Annotated in this window: 20 protein-coding genes; 12 read left to right on the top strand and 8 right to left on the bottom strand. The window is 75.9% G+C overall.

Annotated elements, in window-relative coordinates; translation table 11 throughout:
* Window positions 1–79: 79 nt before the first annotated feature.
* Window positions 80–916, bottom strand: coding sequence for an undecaprenyl-diphosphate phosphatase (locus tag ACGF7U_RS16665; RefSeq protein ID WP_393107381.1), 837 nt, complete (start codon window positions 914–916; stop codon window positions 80–82).
* Window positions 913–1,965 (bottom strand): LLM class F420-dependent oxidoreductase, encoded by a 1,053-nt coding sequence (locus ACGF7U_RS16660; RefSeq protein WP_393107984.1) that lies wholly within the window; start codon window positions 1,963–1,965, stop codon window positions 913–915. Before ACGF7U_RS16660 ends, ACGF7U_RS16665 begins: the two co-directional genes overlap by 4 nt.
* A 177-nt stretch (window positions 1,966–2,142) precedes the next feature.
* On the opposite strand from ACGF7U_RS16660, the gene ACGF7U_RS16655 reads away from it, so the two are divergent.
* On the top strand, window positions 2,143–3,114 hold the full coding sequence (locus ACGF7U_RS16655; RefSeq protein WP_393107379.1) for an aldo/keto reductase: 972 nt from the start codon (window positions 2,143–2,145) through the stop codon (window positions 3,112–3,114).
* Window positions 3,115–3,174: 60 nt separating this feature from the next.
* On the opposite strand, the gene ACGF7U_RS16650 is transcribed toward ACGF7U_RS16655, so the two are convergent.
* Window positions 3,175–4,083, bottom strand: a complete 909-nt coding sequence (locus ACGF7U_RS16650) for a hypothetical protein (RefSeq protein ID WP_393107377.1) — start codon at window positions 4,081–4,083, stop codon at window positions 3,175–3,177.
* Between the two features lie 216 nt (window positions 4,084–4,299).
* Here ACGF7U_RS16650 and ACGF7U_RS16645 point away from each other — a divergent pair, with 216 nt between their 5' ends.
* From ACGF7U_RS16645 to ACGF7U_RS16635, 3 genes are all read left to right on the top strand, one after another.
* A complete protein-coding gene (locus tag ACGF7U_RS16645; RefSeq protein WP_393107375.1) occupies window positions 4,300–4,689 on the top strand; it encodes a hypothetical protein in 390 nt (129 codons plus the stop codon).
* Window positions 4,686–5,192, top strand: a complete 507-nt coding sequence (locus ACGF7U_RS16640) for a hypothetical protein (protein WP_393107373.1) — start codon at window positions 4,686–4,688, stop codon at window positions 5,190–5,192. Before ACGF7U_RS16645 ends, ACGF7U_RS16640 begins: the two co-directional genes overlap by 4 nt.
* A gap of 201 nt (window positions 5,193–5,393) precedes the next feature.
* On the top strand, window positions 5,394–5,585 hold the full coding sequence (locus ACGF7U_RS16635) for a DUF5703 family protein (protein ID WP_278180491.1): 192 nt from the start codon (window positions 5,394–5,396) through the stop codon (window positions 5,583–5,585).
* 72 nt (window positions 5,586–5,657) lie between these two features.
* On the opposite strand, the gene ACGF7U_RS16630 is transcribed toward ACGF7U_RS16635, so the two are convergent.
* Window positions 5,658–6,311: a hypothetical protein gene (locus ACGF7U_RS16630; protein ID WP_393107982.1), complete on the bottom strand. Its 654-nt coding sequence runs from the start codon at window positions 6,309–6,311 to the stop codon at window positions 5,658–5,660.
* A gap of 62 nt (window positions 6,312–6,373) precedes the next feature.
* Window positions 6,374–7,702 (bottom strand): M20/M25/M40 family metallo-hydrolase, encoded by a 1,329-nt coding sequence (locus tag ACGF7U_RS16625; protein WP_393107371.1) that lies wholly within the window; start codon window positions 7,700–7,702, stop codon window positions 6,374–6,376.
* A gap of 183 nt (window positions 7,703–7,885) precedes the next feature.
* Here ACGF7U_RS16625 and ACGF7U_RS16620 point away from each other — a divergent pair, with 183 nt between their 5' ends.
* From ACGF7U_RS16620 to ACGF7U_RS16610, 3 genes are all read left to right on the top strand, one after another.
* Entirely contained in the window at window positions 7,886–8,494 is a 609-nt protein-coding gene (locus tag ACGF7U_RS16620) for a hemerythrin domain-containing protein (RefSeq protein ID WP_393107369.1), read from the top strand.
* 109 nt (window positions 8,495–8,603) lie between these two features.
* The gene (locus tag ACGF7U_RS16615) at window positions 8,604–9,599 is read left to right on the top strand and encodes a LysR family transcriptional regulator (RefSeq protein ID WP_393107367.1); all 996 of its coding nucleotides are present in this window, start codon (window positions 8,604–8,606) and stop codon (window positions 9,597–9,599) included.
* Between the two features lie 19 nt (window positions 9,600–9,618).
* Entirely contained in the window at window positions 9,619–9,861 is a 243-nt protein-coding gene (locus ACGF7U_RS16610; RefSeq protein WP_393107365.1) for a hypothetical protein, read from the top strand.
* Window positions 9,862–9,935: 74 nt separating this feature from the next.
* On the opposite strand, the gene ACGF7U_RS16605 is transcribed toward ACGF7U_RS16610, so the two are convergent.
* From ACGF7U_RS16605 to ACGF7U_RS16595, 3 genes are read right to left on the bottom strand one after another with little or no spacing between them, the layout of a single operon-like run.
* Window positions 9,936–10,286 (bottom strand): DUF3140 domain-containing protein, encoded by a 351-nt coding sequence (locus tag ACGF7U_RS16605; RefSeq protein WP_393107363.1) that lies wholly within the window; start codon window positions 10,284–10,286, stop codon window positions 9,936–9,938.
* On the bottom strand, window positions 10,286–10,453 hold the full coding sequence (locus ACGF7U_RS16600) for a hypothetical protein (protein WP_393107361.1): 168 nt from the start codon (window positions 10,451–10,453) through the stop codon (window positions 10,286–10,288). Before ACGF7U_RS16600 ends, ACGF7U_RS16605 begins: the two co-directional genes overlap by 1 nt.
* Window positions 10,454–10,467: 14 nt before the next feature.
* Entirely contained in the window at window positions 10,468–13,023 is a 2,556-nt protein-coding gene (locus ACGF7U_RS16595; RefSeq protein WP_393107359.1) for an ATP-dependent Clp protease ATP-binding subunit, read from the bottom strand.
* Between the two features lie 210 nt (window positions 13,024–13,233).
* Between ACGF7U_RS16595 and ACGF7U_RS16590 the strand changes: the two genes are divergently transcribed.
* The 5 genes from ACGF7U_RS16590 to ACGF7U_RS16570 all read left to right on the top strand — a co-directional run bounded on the left by ACGF7U_RS16590 (window position 13,234) and on the right by ACGF7U_RS16570 (window position 18,610).
* Window positions 13,234–13,638, top strand: coding sequence for a hypothetical protein (locus tag ACGF7U_RS16590; protein ID WP_393107357.1), 405 nt, complete (start codon window positions 13,234–13,236; stop codon window positions 13,636–13,638).
* Window positions 13,639–13,762: 124 nt separating this feature from the next.
* Complete coding sequence (locus ACGF7U_RS16585; RefSeq protein WP_089000636.1) at window positions 13,763–14,023, top strand: hypothetical protein; 261 nt, start codon at window positions 13,763–13,765, stop codon at window positions 14,021–14,023.
* A gap of 9 nt (window positions 14,024–14,032) precedes the next feature.
* Entirely contained in the window at window positions 14,033–15,292 is a 1,260-nt protein-coding gene (locus tag ACGF7U_RS16580) for a hypothetical protein (RefSeq protein WP_393107355.1), read from the top strand.
* Window positions 15,285–17,948 carry an FtsK/SpoIIIE domain-containing protein gene (locus tag ACGF7U_RS16575; protein ID WP_393107353.1) on the top strand — a complete coding sequence of 888 codons (2,664 nt, stop codon included), beginning with the start codon at window positions 15,285–15,287 and terminating at the stop codon, window positions 17,946–17,948. Before ACGF7U_RS16580 ends, ACGF7U_RS16575 begins: the two co-directional genes overlap by 8 nt.
* Window positions 17,945–18,610: a hypothetical protein gene (locus ACGF7U_RS16570; protein ID WP_393107351.1), complete on the top strand. Its 666-nt coding sequence runs from the start codon at window positions 17,945–17,947 to the stop codon at window positions 18,608–18,610. The genes ACGF7U_RS16575 and ACGF7U_RS16570 overlap by 4 nt, the downstream gene beginning before the upstream one ends.
* The last annotated feature ends 51 nt before the right edge of the window (window positions 18,611–18,661 follow it).

Genomic DNA, 18,661 nt, shown 5'->3' with positions numbered 1-18,661 from the left:
CGGCGACGGCCCCCGCACACGGGCCGGCCCCCGCCCGCCCGGCGCGGCAGACGGGGGCCGGCACGGCCGCGGCGGTCGGTCAGGTGGCGCTGATGGTCCCGGTCATCAGCAGGGCCAGCACCAGGGTGCCCAGCGCGACCCGGTACAGCACGAAGACGTACAGGGTGTGGTGCGCGACGTAGCGCAGCAGCCAGGCGATGGCCGCGTACCCGACGCCGAACGCGATGATCGTGGCGACGACCATCTGGGCGACGCTCGGCACCGAGGTGCCGGGGGCCGCCGGCTCGAAGACGTCGCCGACGCTGAAGACCCCGGACATGACGACCGCCGGGATGGCCAGCAGGAACGAGTACCGCGCCGCGGCCTCCCGGGTGAGGCTGAGCAGCAGCCCGGCGGTCAGCGTGCCACCCGAGCGGGACACGCCGGGGATCAGCGCCATCGCCTGGGCGAAACCCATCACCACGCCGTCGCGCATCCGGAAGTTCTCCAGGGTGCGGGTCTGCCGGCCCCAGTACTCGGCGAACGCGAGCACGAACGCGAAGACGATCAGCGTGGTGGCCACCACCCAGAGGTTGCGCCCGGCCGTGCGGATCTGGTCCTTGAACACGAAGCCGAACAGCCCGATCGGGATCGAGCCGACGATCACGTACCAGCCCATCCGGTAGTCGAGGCTGGAGCGGACCGACTTGTCCCGGATGCCGACCAGCCACGTCCGGGTGATCCGCCAGATGTCCTTGGCGAAGTAGATCAGCACCGCCGCCTCGGTGCCCAGCTGGGTGACCGCGGTGAACGACGCCCCGGCGTCGCGGTCGAAGAAGATCGCCGAGGTGATCCGCAGGTGCCCCGACGAGCTGACCGGCAGGAACTCGGTCAGTCCCTGGACGATGCCCAGGACGATGGCCTCGACCCAGGTCACTCGCCGACTCCCGAGAGGTCCAGCGCCTCGGCGACGGTACGCAGGGTCTGCACGCCACTGTCCCGGTCCGCCGCGAACAGCGTCACCGACAGGGTGGTGACGCCGGCGGCGGCGTACTCGCGCATCCGCTCGGCGATGCGCTCCTTCGGGCCCAGCAGCGAGGTCCGGTCGATGAACTCCATCGGCACCGCGGCGGCGGCGTCGCGCTGCCGCTTGGCCAGGTAGAGTTCCTGCACCTCGCGGGCGGCGTCTCCGTAGCCCATCCGGGTGGCGAGCTGGTTGTAGAAGTTCTGCTGCCGGCTGCCCATGCCACCCACGTAGAGCGCCGCGTACCAGCGCACCAGCTCGGCGCAGGAGGCGATGTCGTCGCCGACGACCACCGGCACCGAGGGGACCACGTCGAAGCCGGCCAGCTCCTTGCCGGCCTTCGCCCGCCCGGCGCGCACCGAGGCGAGCTGCTCCTCGGCGAACTCGGGGGCGTAGAAGACGGCCAGCCAGCCGTCGGCGATCTCCCCGGCCAGCTCCAGGTTCTTCGGGCCGACCGCGGCGAGGTAGATCGGGATGTGCTCACGGGGCGGGTGGAAACCCAGCCGCAGCGCCTTGCCGGGACCGTCGGGCAGCGGCAGCGTGTAGAACTCGCCGTCGTAGGCGACCTCCTTGCGGGCGACGGCCAGCTTCACGATGTCCACGAACTCGCGGGTCCGGGCGAGGGGCCTGCCGAACCGGACGCCGTGCCAGCCCTCGGAGACCTGCGGGCCGGACACCCCCAGGCCGAGCCGGAACCGCCCGCCGGAGAGCGCGTCGATGGTCGCCGCGGTCATCGCGGTCATCGCCGGGGTGCGGGCGGGGATCTGCATCACCGCGCTGCCCACGTCGATCCGTTCCGTCTGCCCCGCCATCCAGGCGAGCATGCTCGGCGAGTCGGAGCCGTAGGCCTCCGCCGCCCACACCACCGAGTAGCCGAGCCGGTCCGCCTCCTGGGCGAGAGCCAGGTGATCGGCCGGCGTGCTCCACGCTGTCTGGTATCCGAGGCTGAGCCCGAGTCGCACTAGGTCCTCCCCCATCCGCACCACAGGTCGCATCAGGTTACGCAATGCCGGAAGACGCCCCGATCACCGGCTCGTCGCTGCCCGCGAGCGACCCGGGCGGTCGGAAACACGACGCGCCCGGCAGACCTGACGGGAGCGAGGATGTCCGTACGGCCCGGATCCAAATAAGGTTCACCCATGCAACAGCGACCGCTCGGCCGAAGCGGGCTGGCGGTTTCCCGGCTCGCGCTCGGCACCATGACGTGGGGCCGGGACACCGACGCCGACGACGCGGCCGCCCAGCTGAAGGGTTACCTCGACGCGGGCGGCAACCTGATCGACACCGCCGACGTCTACGGCGACGGCGACGCCGAGTCGGTGATCGGGTCGCTGCTGGGCACCCTGGTGCCGCGCGACGAGCTGCTGATCGCCACCAAGGCGGGGCTGCGACCGGGCAGCGGCCGGCGTCGCGACGGGTCCCGGGGACACCTGCTGCGGACGCTGGACGCCTCGCTGCGCCGGCTCAACACCGACCACGTCGACCTGTTCCAGGTGCACGGCTACGATCCCGACACCCCGCTGGAGGAGACCCTCGCGGCGCTGGACCACGCGGTCGCCAGCGGCCGGGTCCGCTACGTCGGGGTGTCGAACTTCTCCGGCTGGCAGACCGCCCGGGCGGCCGCCTGGCAGGCCGCCTGGCCGGGCCGCGCCCCGGTGGTGGCCGCGCAGGTGGAGTACTCGCTGCTGGAGCGGGGCGTGGAGCGGGAGGTGCTGCCCGCGTGCGAGGCCCTCGGGCTGGGTGTGCTGCCCTGGTCGCCGCTGGGGCGCGGGGTGCTCACCGGCAAGTACCGGCACGGCCGACCGGCCGACTCGCGGGCGGCCTCGCCCCACTTCGAGCGGTTCGTCGCCACCTACCTGGAGCCGCGCTGCTCCAGCATCGTGGAGGCGGTCGCCACCGCGGCCGGCGGGCTGGGGGTCTCGCCGCTGGAGGTGGCGCTGGCCTGGATCCGCGACCGGCCCGGGGTGGTGGCGCCGATCCTCGGCGCGCGGACGGTCGGGCAGTTGCTCGGCGCGCTCCAGGTCGAGCGGATGACCCTGCCGGAGGAGATCATCACCGCGCTGGACGACGTGTCGGCCGTGCCGGTCGGCTACCCGGAGCGCGACGGCTGAACCGGCACCGCGCCCGTCGTGCGACGCGGCGCCCGCGCCGGTCCGGCGGGCACCGTCGGCTCAGGCCGCCGGACGCCGGCCGGGGATGTCGCGTACGGCGGTGAGGAAGCGCGTCTGGTCGTCGCGGGTCGCCGGGTTGACGATCCGGATCCAGGAGCCGTCGTCGAACACGATGGTGGACGGGAACTGCATGAGGCGGGCGGCGCCGTGGTCGCAGTCGATCCGGGCGACGCGCCGCCGCTCGACGCTCCAGAGCACCTGGGGACGCCGGCGGTCCTCGCGACCGGGGTCGGGACGGCGGCCCATCCGCAGCAGGTGCAGGTGGGTGTCGGTGACCGCGAGCGGCGTGCCGGTGTAGCGCTCCAGGAAGAGCAGCAGGCTGCCGGCGAGCGTGGCGAGGTCGCCGCTGAAGACGTACCGCCGCCGGTAGGCGATCTCCGCGAGCTGGTCGGCCAGCGGCCGGTAGCGGCTGAGCCGGAACAACGCCCGGAACGCCTCCTGCTGCGGGGTGAGCGGCACCGGCTGCCGCGGCTCGGGGGCCTGCCCCGGACCCGGTCGGTCGACCTCCGTCGGCTCGGGGCCGCCGACGGCGAGGACGGCGGCCCCGCCCGGCAGCAGCAGGACGCCCGCGACGATCCGCACCGGCGTCATGACGGCGTCCACCCACGCGACCGGGTTGACGATGTTGAGCAGCCCGAACAGCGCGCGCGGATCGAGCGCCCCGGCCAGTTCCGCGTTCACCCGGTCGGCGAGCTGGCTGCCGGCCCGGTGGTTCTCGGGGGCCCGCACCGGTGCCAGCCCGACGTAGCGGACCTCCTCGTCGGGCAGCAGCGGCGCGACCAGGGCGCGCTCCGGCTCGTCGCTGGTGCGCAACCCGTCGCGCAGCTCGCTGGCCTTGTCCCGGGCGGCCCGCGCCCCGCCGAGCACCGCGTCGGTCAGCCGGCCGAGTCGTCCCCGTCCACCGGTCATCCGTCGCCCCCTCGATCGCCCCGCCCGGGCCCGCCGGATGCTGCCCGAAGACATTCTGGTCCATCCACTCGGCGCCGCCTCCGGTCGCCGTACCGCCGGCCCGCCGCCGCCGGTGTCCGGCATGCCGTTCCTCCCCCGATTCGCCCGGCGGGACGCCGATACGATCACGGTCGCCGGTCGCCGGCCCGGGCCGGTGCTGCCGCACGGGAGGTTCTCATGTCTGACCCGCTGTCCGCGATCGACGCCATCGCCGGACGGCCCGCCGACATCGAACGCCGCCTCGCCGGGGTCGGGACCGACCCGGACGAGCCGAGCGGCACCGCCACCGACGGGAGCGGACTGGCGTACGCGACCGTCGACGCCACCGGCGAGCTCACCGACCTCAGCTTCGCGGCGACCGCGCCGCGCGCCGAGCGCCTCGCGGTGGTGGTGCCGGCCGCTTACCGGCAGGCCAGGGCGGCGACCGGGCAGCCCGACGAACGCGCCGAGGTCCTCGGCGTGGGCCCTCACAGGATCTTCGGCACCTCCGGCGACGCTGCCCCGGTGGGCCGTCTGGAGGGCGCCGTGGGGCGGCCCGACGGCCGCCTCCCGGGGCCGCCGGCATGACCTCTCCGGGCTGGTCGGACATCGTCGCCCGGCTCCACGACGCGCTGTCCCGCTGTGACCGCGACACCGACCTGGAACTCGCCGCCGGGCCCCGCCGGCTGCACATCATGGTGCGCCGGGACACGGTCCGGGGGGTCTGTCCGGCCTACGACGAGCGGCACCTCGCGGAACTCGGCTGGCAGGCGCCACGGGGTGCCGGCGGCTGGTGGTACGAGACGCCCCGCACCGCCGAGTGCCTGCGCTGGTGGAGCGGGTTCGTGGCGCGGACCGCCGCCGCGGTGCTCACCACGCAGCCGGGCGCGCTCTCCTGCCAGGTCCTGCCGCCCACCGGGCCCCGGGTGCGGCCCGAACCGACGGTGCCGCGACCCCGACCCGAGCCGGCCGCGCCGGCCGCCCCGCCGGTGTCCGCGCCGGCGCCCCGGCCGCCCGCCGACCCGCCCGTGCCCGGCCCCCGGCCAACCGCTCCGTCGCCCCCGGCCGCCCCGCTGCCGCCCGCGCGGTAGACGCCGGAGCGGACCCGCCCGACCGACGACCGAACCGGCCGTCGGGCAGGGGGCGGCGCCGGGCCGCCCGCTGCGGCGCCGGGCCGCCCGCTGCGGCGCCGGGCCACCACCCGGCACCCGGGTGGGGCAGGTCACACCGGGAGCCCGGGGTCACCGGCGAGGGGGTGGCGAACGGCCGTCGAGCTGGGCAGCATAGGGCTCATGGACTACGAGTACGCGCCGCTGCGGTTGCCGCCGAACGTCGACCGGTTGACCGCCGCGGCGCAGTTGGCGATCCAGGCGGAGTTCTCCGGGTGGGAGTTGGCCCGGGTGCGGCTGTTCCGCGACGGCACGCGGCAGGTGGTGCTGCGCCGCCGGCGGGTGAGCCAGCCGCAACCGGGGCTGTCGTACTGACCGGCGGCGCCGCGGGCGGCACGCGGACGCCCCGGGGCCCGGCCGGACGGCCGGGCCCCGGGGCGTCACCGCCTAGTGGGCGTGGTCGTGCTCCTCGTCGAGCTCCATGAACGGGTGCTCGTCGAGCCGGCCGACCAGCCGGTCGTCGGCCGCCGGCTGGAACGGGCCGACCGGGTCGTCGTCGTCGAATGCCTCCAGGTCGACCGGGGTGCCGACCTCGCTGACCATGACCACCCCGTCGAGCGGCTCCAGCTCCGGCACGTCCAGCGCGCCGAGCGAGCCGTCGCCGCTCTGGAGCAGCTCCAGCACCGCCTCGCCGACCCCCTCGACGGGCGCCGACTCCTCGTCGGCCGGGGTGCCCTCCCGGCGGGCGGCCTCGGCCACCCGGATCAGCGCCGACACGCTCGGCACCCGGTAGTCGCGCCGCTGGCGCACCGAGATGACCCGCGGGTGCGGGTCGGTGGCCTCGACGCCCTCCCCGCCGCCGAAGCGCTGGTCGGCCTCGTCCGGGTCGATGGACTCGACGTCCCACGGGGTGACCTCGCCGAAGGCGTCCAGGAGTTGCTCGTCGTACGCGTAGGAGGCGTTGTTCAGCGCGACGTACGCCTGCCAGACGTCGTCGTCGTCGACGCGGCCCTGCGCGGCGCGAACGGCGGCCAGGTGGTGGCGGGCCGCATCGATCACGCGCTCGAGGGCGGCGTCCAGCTCACCGTGCTGGTCGGTCATGTGGGTCAGTCCCTTCACGATGGGGAGGTTCCCCGCCGGAACAGTGGCGTTCCGGACGGGCGCTAGCAGGTGCGGAGGAACCGGTCGAGTACCCGCACGCCGAACTGTAGTCCGTCCACCGGAACCCGCTCGTCGATGCCGTGGAACAGCGCGGAGAAGTTCAGGTCGGCGGGCAGCCGCAGCGGCGCGAAGCCGAAGCAGCGGATGCCGAGCTGCGAGAACGCCTTGGCGTCGGTGCCGCCGGAGAGCATGTACGGCACCGGCCGGGCGCCCGGGTCCTCCGCACGCAGCGCCGCCGACATGGCGTCGACCAGGTCGCCGTCGAACGTCGTCTCCAGCGCGGGCTGGCGCTGGATGTACTCGATGACGATGTCCGGGCCGACCAGCTCGCGCAGCTGCCGCTCCAGCAGCTCCGACTGCCCCGGCAGGCTGCGGCAGTCGATGGTGGCGGTGGCGCGGCCGGGGATGACGTTGTCCTTGTACCCGGCGGCGAGCCGGGTCGGGTTGGCGGTGTTGCGGATGGTCGCGCCGATGATGTTCGCGATCGGCCCGAGCTTGGCGATGGCCGTCTCCGGGTCCTCCGGGTCCAGCTCGATGCCGAGCAGGTCGGAGACCTCCTCCAGGAAGGCCCGGACCGTGTCGGTGACCACCACCGGGAAGCGGTGCCGGCCGACCCGGGCCACCGCCTCGGCGAGCGCGGTGACGGCGTTGTCGTCGTGCACCATCGATCCGTGCCCGGGGCGGCCCTTGGCGTGCAGGCGCAGCCAGTCGATGCCCTTCTCGGCGGTCTCGATCAGGTAGAGCCGCTGGTCGTCGTTGACCGAGTAGGAGAAGCCACCGACCTCGCCGATGGCCTCGGTGCAGCCGTCGAGGAGGTCGCGGTGCCGCTCGACCAGGAAGTGCGCGCCGTAGTCGCTGCCGGCCTCCTCGTCGGCGGTGTACGCGAGCACGATGTCGCGCGGCGGCCGGACGCCGGTGCGCTGCCAGTGCCGGACCACGGCCAGCACCATCGCGTCGAAGTCCTTCATGTCGATCGCGCCCCGGCCCCACAGGTAGCCGTCGCGCAGCTCCCCGGAGAACGGGTGCACCGACCATTCGTCGGCGTCGGCGGGGACCACGTCCAGGTGGCCGTGCACCAGCAGCGCCCCCCGGCTCGGGTCGGCCCCCGGGATGCGCGCGACCAGGTTGGCCCGGCCCGGCGCCGACTCGCGGATGACGGACTCGACACCCACCTCGGCCAGTTTCTCCGCCACGTACTCGGCGGCGGCGCGTTCGCCGGCGCTGGTGTCGTTGTCCCCGGTGTTGGTGGTGTCGATCCGCAGGAGGTCGCGGCAGAGGTCGACGACCTCGTCGGCGGGGTCGGGAAGGGCGGAGGCGGCGTCGCTCGTCATCGGTTCTTCATACCAGCCGAGCGGTCCGCCCCGGTCCCCCCGCCCCGGTCCCCCCGCCCCGCCGCGCGCCGGCCGGACCGGAGGGGCGGGGCCCACCGCCCGGTTTCGTCGTCGCCGCGCTCGGGTACCGCCGGTCGCGACCGCATCCCCCACGCGCTCCGCCCGCCGCCCGAGGAGGGCACCATGACCGTTCCCCTGCCGCCGCTGCCGCCCACCGGAGAGGACGAGACCTTCCGGCCGGGCGGGCGCAGCGTCGCCGACATCGTCGACGCCGAGCACCGGCAACTGACCGCGCTGCTGCGCCGGCTCGCCGGCGCCGACCCCGAGCCCGCGCCGGAGCGCGGATTCGAGGTGCTCACGGCGGCGCTGTCCCGGCACCTCTCCGCCGAGGAGCAGTACCTGCTGCCCGCGGTCCGGGTGGCGTTGCCCGACGCCGCCGGGCGGGTGGACCGGGTGCTGGCGGACGACGCGGACCTGCTGACCGCCCTGCGCGGGCTGGCCGACGACGGGCTGGCCGAGGTCGACGCGCGGGTCCGCCGCCACGTCGAGGAGGTCGGCGCCCTCGTCGCGGCGCTGCGGGAGGTGGCCAGCGCCGAGGAGCTGATCCGCCTGGGCAACCGGCTGGAGATCGCCGAGGAGGCGGCGCCGACCCGACCGCACCCGGGCACGCCGGTGACACCGCCGTGGAACCGGGTCGTCGAGCCGGCGGTGGGCGTGGTCGACAAGGTGCGCGACGCCGTCACCGGCCGACCCACCTACCTCGCCGACCTGGCCGAGCCGCCGTCGAGCTGAGCCGGCGACACCGCCGTGGAGCGCCGCGGCGGCCGATCCGGCACACATCGGCGAGTGTTGATCCGTTCGGGGCCTTCCGTCGGCCGCTGCGGGGTCATACCGTCACTCTATGAATCTGGAGCTGCGACACCTCAGGGTGGTCTGCGCGATCGCGGAGACGGGGAGCGTCACCAAGGCGGCCTCGACGCTCGGCCTGGCCCAGCCGGCGCTCACCGCCCAGCTCCAGCGCATCGAGCGGACGCTGGGCGGGCCGCTGTTCGAACGGGACCGCCGCGGCGCGCGCCCCACCGCCCTCGGCGAGCTGGTGCTCGCCCGGGCCCGGGTGCTGCTGCCGGCGATGAAGGGCCTGCAGGACGAGGCGGCCCGGCTGGCGGGCGCCGGGGACGCCCCCCGGCGCTACCGGTTCGGCGGGGTGAACAGCCCGATCCTCGGCCGGCTCGTGCACCGGCTCGCCGCCGATCCCCCGCCCGCCCAGATCACCACCCACGCCTCCTGGTCGGCCGAGGAGCTGGCCCAGCTGGTGGCCGGCGGCCGGCTGGACTTCGCGCTGATCGGGGTGTGCGGCGACGCCGCGCCGCCGGCCGAGTGCGGGTTGAGCTGGCGGGAGGTGGCCGTCGACCCGGTGCTCGTGATGCTGCCCGAACAGCACCCGCTGGCCGGCCGGGCCGAGGTGGCCCTGGCGGACCTGCGCCGCGAGCAGTGGGTCGCGGCGCCGGGCGACGGCTGCTTCGGCGACTGCTTCGCCGCCGCCTGCGCCCGCGCCGGCTTCACCCCGCGCAAGCTGTACGAGGCCGACGTGCGCGTCTGCATCGACATGGTCGACTCCGGCGAGGCGGTGGCGCTCTGCCAGGCCACGTTCCGTCCGGTCGCCGGGCTGGTCACGCGGATGCTGGCGGGGACGCCGCTGCGCTGGCGGCTGATGCTGGGCTGGCACCCGGACTCCCCCGCCGCCCGGGACGCCGAGGTGGTGCTGGAGACCGCGCTGGCCGCGTACACCGACTCGCTGGCGGCGCACCCGGACTACCTGTCCTGGCTGCTGCGCAACCCGGGCTTCGGCGCACGCGGGCTCACGCCCGCCGGGACGGACGGGGTGCGAACGGCGTAGCGCCGGGTATCAGGCGGACATGACCGATCTCTACCCCGCCGCCGACGACCGGGAGATCCTCCGGCAGGCAGCCGCCGCGCACACGTCCGCCGCCCGCGACGTCGAGACCTTCCTGCGTCGGCTGCCGGAGGTGCCCGACCCGGCGGACGTCACGGAGTACGCAAACCTGCTCACCCGGGAGGAACGGGCGCGCGCCGACCGCGAGGCGGCGGCCGACGCCGCGGGCCTGACGATCGGCAGTCTGGAGAGCGACCACGGCTGAGCCCGCCGGCCGGCGGCGCCCGGGAGGTGTCCGGGGCGCCGCCGGCCGGCGGTCGTGGGATCGGCGGGGGCGGTTCAGCGTTCGACGAGGACGTCGTGGCCCAGGTCGAGCAGCGCGTGCCGCCACTCGTCGTCGGCGTTGCCGCGGGGCGGCTTCGCCTCCAGCAGGTTCTGGATCTCGTCGATCGCGTCCCGCATCACCTTGATGTCGTCCGGGGTCAGGTCGACCTTGCGCTTGGTGAGCACCCGCAGGATCTGCCGGCCCGGCTCGGGCAGGTCGAGGTCCGGGTCCGGCCCGAACGACTCCTCCCCCGAGCCGCGGGTGAGCAGCCACTGCCGCAACTGTTCGGACGGGACGTTCACCTGGGCGTGGAAGTCGTCCCAGAGGACCTCCACCTCGGGATCGAGCCGCTGCTCGCGTACCATCAGCCCTCCTCTCGACGGCGGTCGGACGCCGCCGGCTCCGGCTCGTCGCCCTGCTGCTGACCCAGGCCCTCCGGCGGCACCTGCACCCGGGCGGGGTTCGCCGTCGGCGGCGCCAGGATCGGATCGGTGCGGTCGCTCTCTTCCTGGGTCTCCTCGGGTTCCGTCATGTCCGCCCTCCGGCTCATCGGGGATGGGACGTGCTCGCCGCGCTGTACCCGCGCTCGCCGGCGGCCACGTCGAAGGCGAGCCGACCGTCGCGGGCGTCGACGGTGACCTTCTGGCCGGGCGAGACGGCCGATTCCAGCAGCATCCGGGAGAGCTGGTTGTCCACCTCCCGCTGGATGACCCGGCGCAGCGGCCGGGCGCCGAACTCCGGCTGGTAGCCGTGCTCGGCGAGCCAGTCGATGCCCGCGGTGGTGAAGTCGACCTGGATGTCCTGGGCGTGCAGCCGGCGCCGGGTCTCCTCCAGCATCAGCTCCGTGATCTGGCGCAGTTGCTCGGCCTCCAGCCGCCGGAAGATGATCACCTCGTCGATGCGGTTGAGGAACTCCGGGCGGAAGTTCTCCTGGAGCCGGCGCATCAGCCGCTCGCGCAGCTCGTCGCGCTCGGCGTCGGTGCCCGGCGCGCCGGCGCCGAACCCCACTGCGCGCTGGGTGCCGGTGATCAGCTCCGAGCCGAGGTTGCTCGTCATGATCAGCACCGTGTTCTTGAAGTTGACCGTGCGCCCCTGGCTGTCGGTGAGCCGACCGTCGTCGAGGACCTGGAGCAGGATGTTGAACACGTCGGGGTGGGCCTTCTCGATCTCGTCGAGCAGCACCACCGCGTACGGGCGGCGACGTACCGCCTCGGTGAGCTGGCCGGCCTCCTCGTAGCCGACGTACCCGGGTGGGGCGCCGACGAGCCGGCTGACGGTGTGCCGCTCCTGGAACTCGCTCATGTCCACCCGGACCATCCGGTCGGCCTCGCCGAAGAGCGCCTCCGCGAGGGCGCGGGCCAGCTCGGTCTTGCCGACGCCGGTCGGGCCGAGGAAGAGGAAGCTGCCCATCGGCCGCTCCGGGTCCGCCAGCCCCGTACGCGAGCGGCGGACCGCCTCCGCGACGGCGGTGACCGCGTCGTCCTGGCCGACCACCTTCTCGTGCAGGTGGCCCTCCAGGCGCAGCAGCCGGTCGCGCTCCTCCTCGGTGAGCTGGTTGACCGGGATGCCGGTGGCCCGGGAGACCACCTCGGCGATCTCCCGCGGCCCGACCGCCGGCACCTGGGAGGTGCCGCCCTCGTCGCCCCGGGCGAGACGGATCTGCTCCTCCAGCTCGGCGAGGCGGTCACGCAGGGCGGACGCCTTCTCGTACTGCTCGTCGGCGACGGCCTGCTCCTTGTCCCGGCGCACCTCGTCGAGCTGCGTCTCCAGCTCGCGCACGTCCGAGGCGGGCGTGCGGGTGCGCAGCCGGACCCGGGCGCCCGCCTGGTCGATCAGGTCGATCGCCTTGTCCGGCAGGTAGCGGTCGGTGACGTACCGGTCGGACAGCTCGGCCGCGGCGACCAGCGCCTCGTCCGTGAACCGCACCTGGTGGTGTGCCTCGTAGCGGTCCCGCAGGCCGCGCAGGATCGCCACCGTGTTCTCGACGGTGGGCTCCGGCACGAACACCGGCTGGAACCGGCGCGCCAACGCGGCGTCCTTCTCGATGCTCTTGCGGTACTCGTCCAGCGTGGTCGCGCCGATCACCCGCAGCTCGCCCCGGGCCAGCGCGGGCTTGAGCATGTTGGACGCGTCCATGCCGCCCTCGCTGCCCGCCCCGCCCGCGCCGACCAGGGTGTGGATCTCGTCCAGGAAGACGATCAGCTCCTCGCGGTGCGCCCGGATCTCGTCGATCACCTTCTTCAGGCGCTCCTCGAAGTCGCCCCGGTAGCGGGTGCCGGCGACCAGGCCGGCCAGGTCGAGCTGGATGACCCGCTTGCCGAGCAGCGTCTGCGGCACGTCGCCGTCGCAGATCCGCTCGGCCAGGCCCTCCACGATGGCGGTCTTGCCGACGCCCGCCTCGCCGATGAGCACCGGGTTGTTCTTCGTCCGCCGCGACAGGATCTCGACGGCCTGCTCGATCTCGTCGGCCCGGCCGATCACCGGGTCGATCTGGTCGTTGCGGGCCAGGTCGGTGAGGTCCTGGCCGTACTGGTCCAGGGTGGGCGTGCCACGGTCCGGCTTCGGCCCGGTCATCGGCCCGCGCTCGGCGCTGGCGGCCTGCAACGACTCCGGCTGGATCCGGCCGGCGGCCAGCATCCGCCCGGCCGGCGACTCCGGGTTGAGCGGCAGCGCCATCAGGATGTGCTCGGGACCGATGTAGTTCGCGCCCATCGCCCGGGACAGCTGGTGGGCGTCGAGCAGCGCCCGCTTCGCCGCGGGGGTCAGCGACAGGTTCGGCGGCACCTCGCCGCGCGGCGCGCCGTCGCCGCGACCGCCGAGCGCGTTGAGCAGCGTGTCCGGGTCGGCGCCGGCGCGCCGGACCAGGTCGCGCAGCGGCTCGCGTTGCAGCCCCGCCCAGAGCAGGTGGTCGGTGTCCAGGTCGGTGCTCTGCCGCTGGGCGGCCCGGCGGGCCGCGTCGGCCAGCATCTCCCGGGCGTCGGCGGTCATCAGCCGGGTGATGTCGACCCGGTGCGCGGGTCGGCGCCCACCCTCACCCCGGCCGAAGTACCGGGCCAGGAACTCGTCCCAGGGGTCGGAGCCGAAGTCACCGGGTCCCATCATGTCTGTCCTCCGCTCCTCGGGCGCGGCACGGTCGCCAGGGGCTACCCGGCGGCCGGCCCGACAAACGCCGCCATTCGCCCGGCCCGGCCGCGTACGCCCGCCGGCGACCGGGCTGTGTGCGCAGGGGCGGGCCGCGGCGGCGGACGGGTCCCGTCCGCGCAGCGGTGCGCCGGCGGCGTGGCGACGGGGGCCGGGTGGCAGGCTGACGGCATGGACGCGACGCCGCTGCTGATCGTGGACGCCGCCAACGTGGTGGGCTCCCGCCCGGACGGCTGGTGGCGGGACCGGGCGGGCGCCACCGCCCGACTGCGCGACTCGCTGGCCGCGGTGGCCGCCGACGGGCTGCCCCCGGAGCTGCCGCCCCCGGTCGAGGTGGTGCTGGTGGTGGAGGGCCGGGCGCGGGACGTGCCGGGCACGGCCGCGGTTCGGGTGGTGGCCGCGGCGGGGTCGGGGGACGACGCCGTGGTCGAGCTGGTCGCCACCGCGCCGGACCGCCGCCGCCTGGTCGTCACGGCCGACCGTGAGCTGCGCGAACGGGTCGCCGGCCACGGCGCCGAGGTGTACGGACCGCGCTGGTTGCGGGACCGGACGGAACCCTCCGCCGAGTCCCGTTAACCGGACTCGGGGCGCTTCCGGTCGACAACCGGTCACCGGGGCAGGAACACTGACAGGGCGGATGTTCTCTCACCGCACCCGATAGGCTCTAATGGAGGCCTCCCCGCCCCCAGGAGGTTTCGCCGTGGCGAGCGTCGCCGAGCTCAAGGCAGCCATCGATGTCGCGCTCCAGCAGATCGGCGACGGCCAGAGCGCCGTGCAGGCGGCCGGCGAGAAGCTGGCCGAGGCGCAGCAGACGCTGGCCGGCGCGCTGGAGGGCAGCGGGCACGAGACGGTCGAGGCGGCCCAGTCCTCGCTGACCCAGGCCAGCCAGGAGCTGGAGGAGTGCCTCGCCGCGACACTCGTCGCGGTCGAGCAGGCGCAGCTCTACGTCGCGACGCTCTGAGGCCGGGCCGTGTCCATCGTGGAGGACATCGGCGCGCAGGTCCGCGCCGCCGCCGAGGACCTGCCGATCGCCCAGCTCGCCCGGGCGTTGGAGAAGTTCGGGCTGGCCGCGGAGCGGCTGCGCTGGGTGCGCCAGGAGTCGGCCGACCCGATGGGCGTGCCGGAGCTCTCCGCGGCCACCGAGCACGCCGAGACCGCCGGGTACGCGCTGCGCGTCGCGCAGGAGCAACTGTCGGCGTACCTGGCCGCGATCGGGCTGGGGCCCGACGGCGGGCCGACGCCCGGGCCGCAGCGGCAGCAGCGCCGGCCGGCGCACGACGCACCCCGCGCGGCGGTGCCGGTCGCGCCGGAGCCGGAGCCGGCCGGCGAGGTGAAGCTGCGCCGCTGGTGGTCGGTGCGGGTGGCCGAGCTGACCGGCGGCGGCGAGGGCCCGCCGGACGAGCCCGACGAGCAGGTCGGCGACTCCCGGGAGCTGCTGCGCCGGGTGGTCAGCGGGGTCCGGGCCGACGACCGGGACCGGCTGCACACCGAGCTGCGCCGCGCGCACGCCGACGTCGGCCTCGGCCTGGCCGCGGTGGCCCCGCCGCTGCTGCGCGACCTGGCCGGGGAGCTTCTCGGGCATCCGCCCCGCGCGGAGGATCTGGGACGGCTGCACCGCGAGCTGGACGGCCGGGTCCGGGACCTGCTGCCCGGGCTGCCGGCGCCGGTGCTGGACACCCTGCTGACCCGGGTCTGCCGGATGCCCCCACCGCGCCGCGACGAGGCGGAGCGGCCGCACGCGGCCGACCCGGCGGTCACCGCCGGGGTGCTCGCCGGGGTGCTGCTGGCCCGGCTCGGCCGGGACCTGCCGGCCGACGGCGAGCGGGACCGGCGGGCCGAGGCGACCGGCGAGCGGCGGGCCGACGAGGAGCGTGACCGGCGGGCCGACGCCGCGCGCCGCCGGGCTGCCGACGCCGAGTGGGAGCGGCGCGCCGCCGGCGCGCGGGAGCGGGCGGCCGCCGCGCGGGAGCGGGTCGCCGCGGCAGCCGACCGGGCGGCCTCGGCGCGCGAGCGGGCCGCCTCGGCGGCCGAGCGGGCGGCCGCCGCCCGGCGGAACGGGCCGGCGGGTGGCGGGCGGTCCGGCGGCGACCCGGCGGCACCGGCCGCCGGGCGTGGCCCGACGGGTGCGGGCCTGCCCGGCGCCGGCCGCCGCGTCTGGTCGAGCCCGCCGGCCGGTCGGCCGGCGTCCGGCGGGGGCCAGGAGCCGCGGCCGCGGGGCGTCGATGGCTGACCGGCGGGCGCAGCTGGTCACCCGGGTCCGGGGCATGCTCGGCGAGGCCCTCGGCGCGACCCGGACCCGGCTGTCGACGGCGCAGGCCGAGCTGACCACGGCCCGGGAGCGGCTGGCGAAGGTGCGCCGGGCCGCGGCGGTCGTGCCGGAGCGGGTGGGCGCGCAACGGGACCGCCGGCTGGCCGAGATCGACGAGCGGCACGCGGCGCGGATCGCCGAGCTAGCCCGCCGCGCCGCGGACGCCGCACTGCGGGAGGCCCCCGGCGCCGCGTCCGCCGAGTGGGCGCGGTGGCGCCCGACCCCGGCGCGGCGGGCGGAGCCGCCGGGCCCGCTGCGGATCGGCACGGTACGCATCCCGGGCGCGGAGCCGGTGCCGGCGCTGGTGCCGCTGCTCGACGCCGGCCACGTGGAGCTGACCGGCGACGACCGGGAGGGTTGCGAGGCGGTGGTGTCGGCACTGCTGCTGCGCGCCGTCGGCCGCGCCGACCCGGGCACCGTCCGCCTGGTCGGCTACGACCCCGACCACCTGGGCGGCGGCCTGGCCGGCTTCGCCCCACTCGGCACCGCGGGACTGCTCACCTTCGTCGGCCCCGGAGGGTTGGCCCGGCTGCTGGACGACCTGGTGGAGCAGATCCGCCGGATCAACGAGACGGTGCTGGCCGGGGAGCACAGTTCGCTGCGCGAGCTGGCCGCCGCCACCGGCCGCCGCCCGGAGCCGTGGCGGGTGGCGGTGCTGCTGGGCGGGGACGAGCTGTCCCGGCACGAGCGCGGCCAGCTCGACCGGGTCGTCCGCACCGGGGCGGCCTGCGGCGTGCACCTGCTGGTCCGGGGCGTGTCGTTGCCCGACGACCGGACGGTGACCCGGGTGACGGTCGACCGGGACGGCGCGCGCGTCGGCGGGCTGCCGGTCCGGCTCGACCCGCCGCCGCCCGCGCCCCTGGTCACCGAGACCTGCCGGGAGGTCGCGGCGCGGGTGAACGCCGGCCCCGCCCCGACCCCGTTCACCGACCTGCTGCCACCGCCGGAGCAGATGTGGCGGGAGGATTCCGCGACCGGGCTGACCGCCCCCATCGGCGAGGGGCCGCACGGCCGACCGGTGCTGCTCACCCTCGGCGACTACCCGCCGCACGCGCTGATCGGCGGCCCGTCCGGCACCGGCAAGACGAACCTGATCTTCGCCTGGATCGGCGCGCTGGCCGCCCGCTACTCCCCCGCCGAACTGGAGTTCTACCTGCTGGACTTCAAGGAGGGGGTCTCCTTCGCCCGGTTCGCCCAGGGCCGGCGCGACCCGAGCTGGCTGCCGCACATGCGGCTGGTGGGGATCAACGTCAACACCGACCGGGAGTTCGGCCTGGCGCTGCTGCGCTTCCTCGCCGAGGAGCTGCGCCGGCGGGCCGACGCCGCGAAGAAGCACGAGGTCACGAAGCTCGCCGAGCTGCGCGCGGTCGACCCCACGGGGCACTGGCCGCGGATCGTGGCGGTGGTCGACGAGTTCCAGATGCTGCTGGCCGGGCGGGACGTGGTCGCGCGGGAGGCCGCCGACCTGCTGGAGGACCTGGCCCGGCGCGGCCGGTCCCAGGGCATCCACCTGGTGCTCGCCTCGCAGGACGTGCGCGGCATCGAGGCGCTGTGGGGACGGCCTGCCCTGGTCGCCCAGTTCACGCTGCGCATCGCGTTGCCCAAGGCACTGCGGATCCTCGCCGAACGCAACGACGCCGCCCAGTCGCTGCCCCGCCACCACGCGGTCGTCAACGCCGAGTCGGGCATGGCCGAGGGCAACCAGATCGCCCGGATCCCGTCGGCCAGCGACTGGGAGACGTGGAGCGAGTTGCAGCACCGGCTGTGGCGGATGCGCCCGCAGGACGCCGCCCCGGCCCGGCTCTTCGACGGCGACGCGATCCCCCGCCTCGCCGACGCGCCGGACTTCCGCGCGCTCACCGCACCGCAGGCCGGTCACCCGCGGACGCCGGTCGCGCTGCTCGGCGAGATCATCGACGTGCAGGCCCGCTCGGCGGCGCTGCGGCTGCCCCGGGCCCCCGGGCGCAACCTGGCGGTGCTCGGCACCCGGGTGGACGAGGCGTGCGCGGTGCTCGACGCGGCGGCCCGCTCGCTGGCCCGGCAACACCGTCCCGGCACGGCCCGGTTCTCCATCGCGTGCCTCGACCCGGACGCCGACCCGGCCGCCCGGGCCCTCTACGAGGACCTCGCCGACGACGCCGCCTGGTACGACGAGGAGACCGTCGGCGAGCTGATGGTCGAGACCGCCGAGGGGCTCGGCGCGCCGGGCGTCCCGCACTACCTGCTGCTGTTCGCCGTGGACGCGGCGGCCGGGGCGCTCGGGGCGCGGGTGGGTCGACGTACCGGGCTGGAGGAGCTGCGCCGGATCCTGCACGACGGGCCGGAACGGCGTACCCACGTGCTGGCCTGGTGGCGGGGCGTCGCCCGGATGCGGGCCGACCTGGGCGGGCCGGCGGCGCGGACGGACCAGATCGGCGCCTGGGTGGCGCTGGACGCCCACGGCGGCGAACTCGGCTCGTCGCTCTATCCGGGCACGGGCGGCCCGGACTGGTACCCCCGCCCGTGGCGCGGGCTGTTCTTCGACCGGGCGGTGCACCGCACCGGCCAGGTGATCATCCCCTACGGACCGTCGCGATGAACGAACCGGTGACCAGTGAGACGTACGCGGCACAGCTGCGGCGGCTGGCCGAGCTGACCGCGCGGGTGCGCGCCCAGCGGGCCGAGGCGCACGCCTGGCACGCACAGCAGTGCGCCGCCGCCGAACGGGCGGTCGCCGACGCGGAGGCGGAGGTCGCGCGCGCCGAGCGGGAGCTGGTGGACGCGCGGGAGCTGCAGGAGCGGGTGGACGCCGAGGCCGCCCACCTGTGGCAGCAGCTGCGCGGCCGACTGGGCGGGGGCGGTCGCCGGGCGGGCGGGCCGCCGGCCCCGGTGCCCGGCGCCACGGCCGACCCGGTGACGCTGCTGGCCGGCGTGCGGGACCTGCTGGACCGCACCCGCCAGCCCGGTGACCTGCCGGGCTCGGTCAACCCGCTGCTGGCGCTCTGCGGGGTGGCCGGCGCCGTGCTCGCGTACGCCCTGGGCGGCGCGGCCCGGGCGGCGGGCGACCGGTACGGTGGCGAACTCGCGGTCGGGCTGCCCGTGCTGGCCCTGGTGGTGACCCTGCTCGGCCCGCTGGTCGGCCTGGTGCCGGCGAAGGTCCTGGCCGACCGCCGGCACGCCGTGCTGGGCCCCCGCCCGGTCGCCGTGGTCCTCGTCGCCGGGCTGCTCACCACGGTCCTGCTGCTGGCCCTCGCCCGCTGACCCCGCGCCGGCGTCGACGCGGGGTCAGCGGCGTCAGGCGCGGTGGGCGCG

Source organism: Micromonospora sp. NPDC047670 (assembly GCF_043204915.1).
In the GTDB taxonomy this organism is placed as follows: Bacteria; Actinomycetota; Actinomycetes; order Mycobacteriales; family Micromonosporaceae; genus Micromonospora.
This window is presented reverse-complemented; position numbering and strand designations above follow the sequence as displayed.

Excerpts from the sequence above, each read along its gene's own strand:
- ACGF7U_RS16625 (WP_393107371.1), bottom strand. The coding sequence starts at position 7,702 with ATGACGAGCGACGCCGCCTCCGCCCTTCCCGACCCCGCCGACGAGGTC.
- ACGF7U_RS16630 (WP_393107982.1), bottom strand. The coding sequence starts at position 6,311 with ATGACCGACCAGCACGGTGAGCTGGACGCCGCCCTCGAGCGCGTGATC.
- ACGF7U_RS16635 (WP_278180491.1), top strand. The coding sequence starts at position 5,394 with ATGGACTACGAGTACGCGCCGCTGCGGTTGCCGCCGAACGTCGACCGG.
- ACGF7U_RS16570 (WP_393107351.1), top strand. The coding sequence starts at position 17,945 with ATGAACGAACCGGTGACCAGTGAGACGTACGCGGCACAGCTGCGGCGG.
- ACGF7U_RS16640 (WP_393107373.1), top strand. The coding sequence starts at position 4,686 with ATGACCTCTCCGGGCTGGTCGGACATCGTCGCCCGGCTCCACGACGCG.
- ACGF7U_RS16590 (WP_393107357.1), top strand. The coding sequence starts at position 13,234 with ATGGACGCGACGCCGCTGCTGATCGTGGACGCCGCCAACGTGGTGGGC.
- ACGF7U_RS16650 (WP_393107377.1), bottom strand. The coding sequence starts at position 4,083 with ATGACCGGTGGACGGGGACGACTCGGCCGGCTGACCGACGCGGTGCTC.
- ACGF7U_RS16645 (WP_393107375.1), top strand. The coding sequence starts at position 4,300 with ATGTCTGACCCGCTGTCCGCGATCGACGCCATCGCCGGACGGCCCGCC.
- ACGF7U_RS16575 (WP_393107353.1), top strand. The coding sequence starts at position 15,285 with ATGGCTGACCGGCGGGCGCAGCTGGTCACCCGGGTCCGGGGCATGCTC.
- ACGF7U_RS16610 (WP_393107365.1), top strand. The coding sequence starts at position 9,619 with ATGACCGATCTCTACCCCGCCGCCGACGACCGGGAGATCCTCCGGCAG.
- ACGF7U_RS16595 (WP_393107359.1), bottom strand. The coding sequence starts at position 13,023 with ATGATGGGACCCGGTGACTTCGGCTCCGACCCCTGGGACGAGTTCCTG.
- ACGF7U_RS16600 (WP_393107361.1), bottom strand. The coding sequence starts at position 10,453 with ATGACGGAACCCGAGGAGACCCAGGAAGAGAGCGACCGCACCGATCCG.
- ACGF7U_RS16620 (WP_393107369.1), top strand. The coding sequence starts at position 7,886 with ATGACCGTTCCCCTGCCGCCGCTGCCGCCCACCGGAGAGGACGAGACC.
- ACGF7U_RS16615 (WP_393107367.1), top strand. The coding sequence starts at position 8,604 with ATGAATCTGGAGCTGCGACACCTCAGGGTGGTCTGCGCGATCGCGGAG.
- ACGF7U_RS16605 (WP_393107363.1), bottom strand. The coding sequence starts at position 10,286 with ATGGTACGCGAGCAGCGGCTCGATCCCGAGGTGGAGGTCCTCTGGGAC.
- ACGF7U_RS16655 (WP_393107379.1), top strand. The coding sequence starts at position 2,143 with ATGCAACAGCGACCGCTCGGCCGAAGCGGGCTGGCGGTTTCCCGGCTC.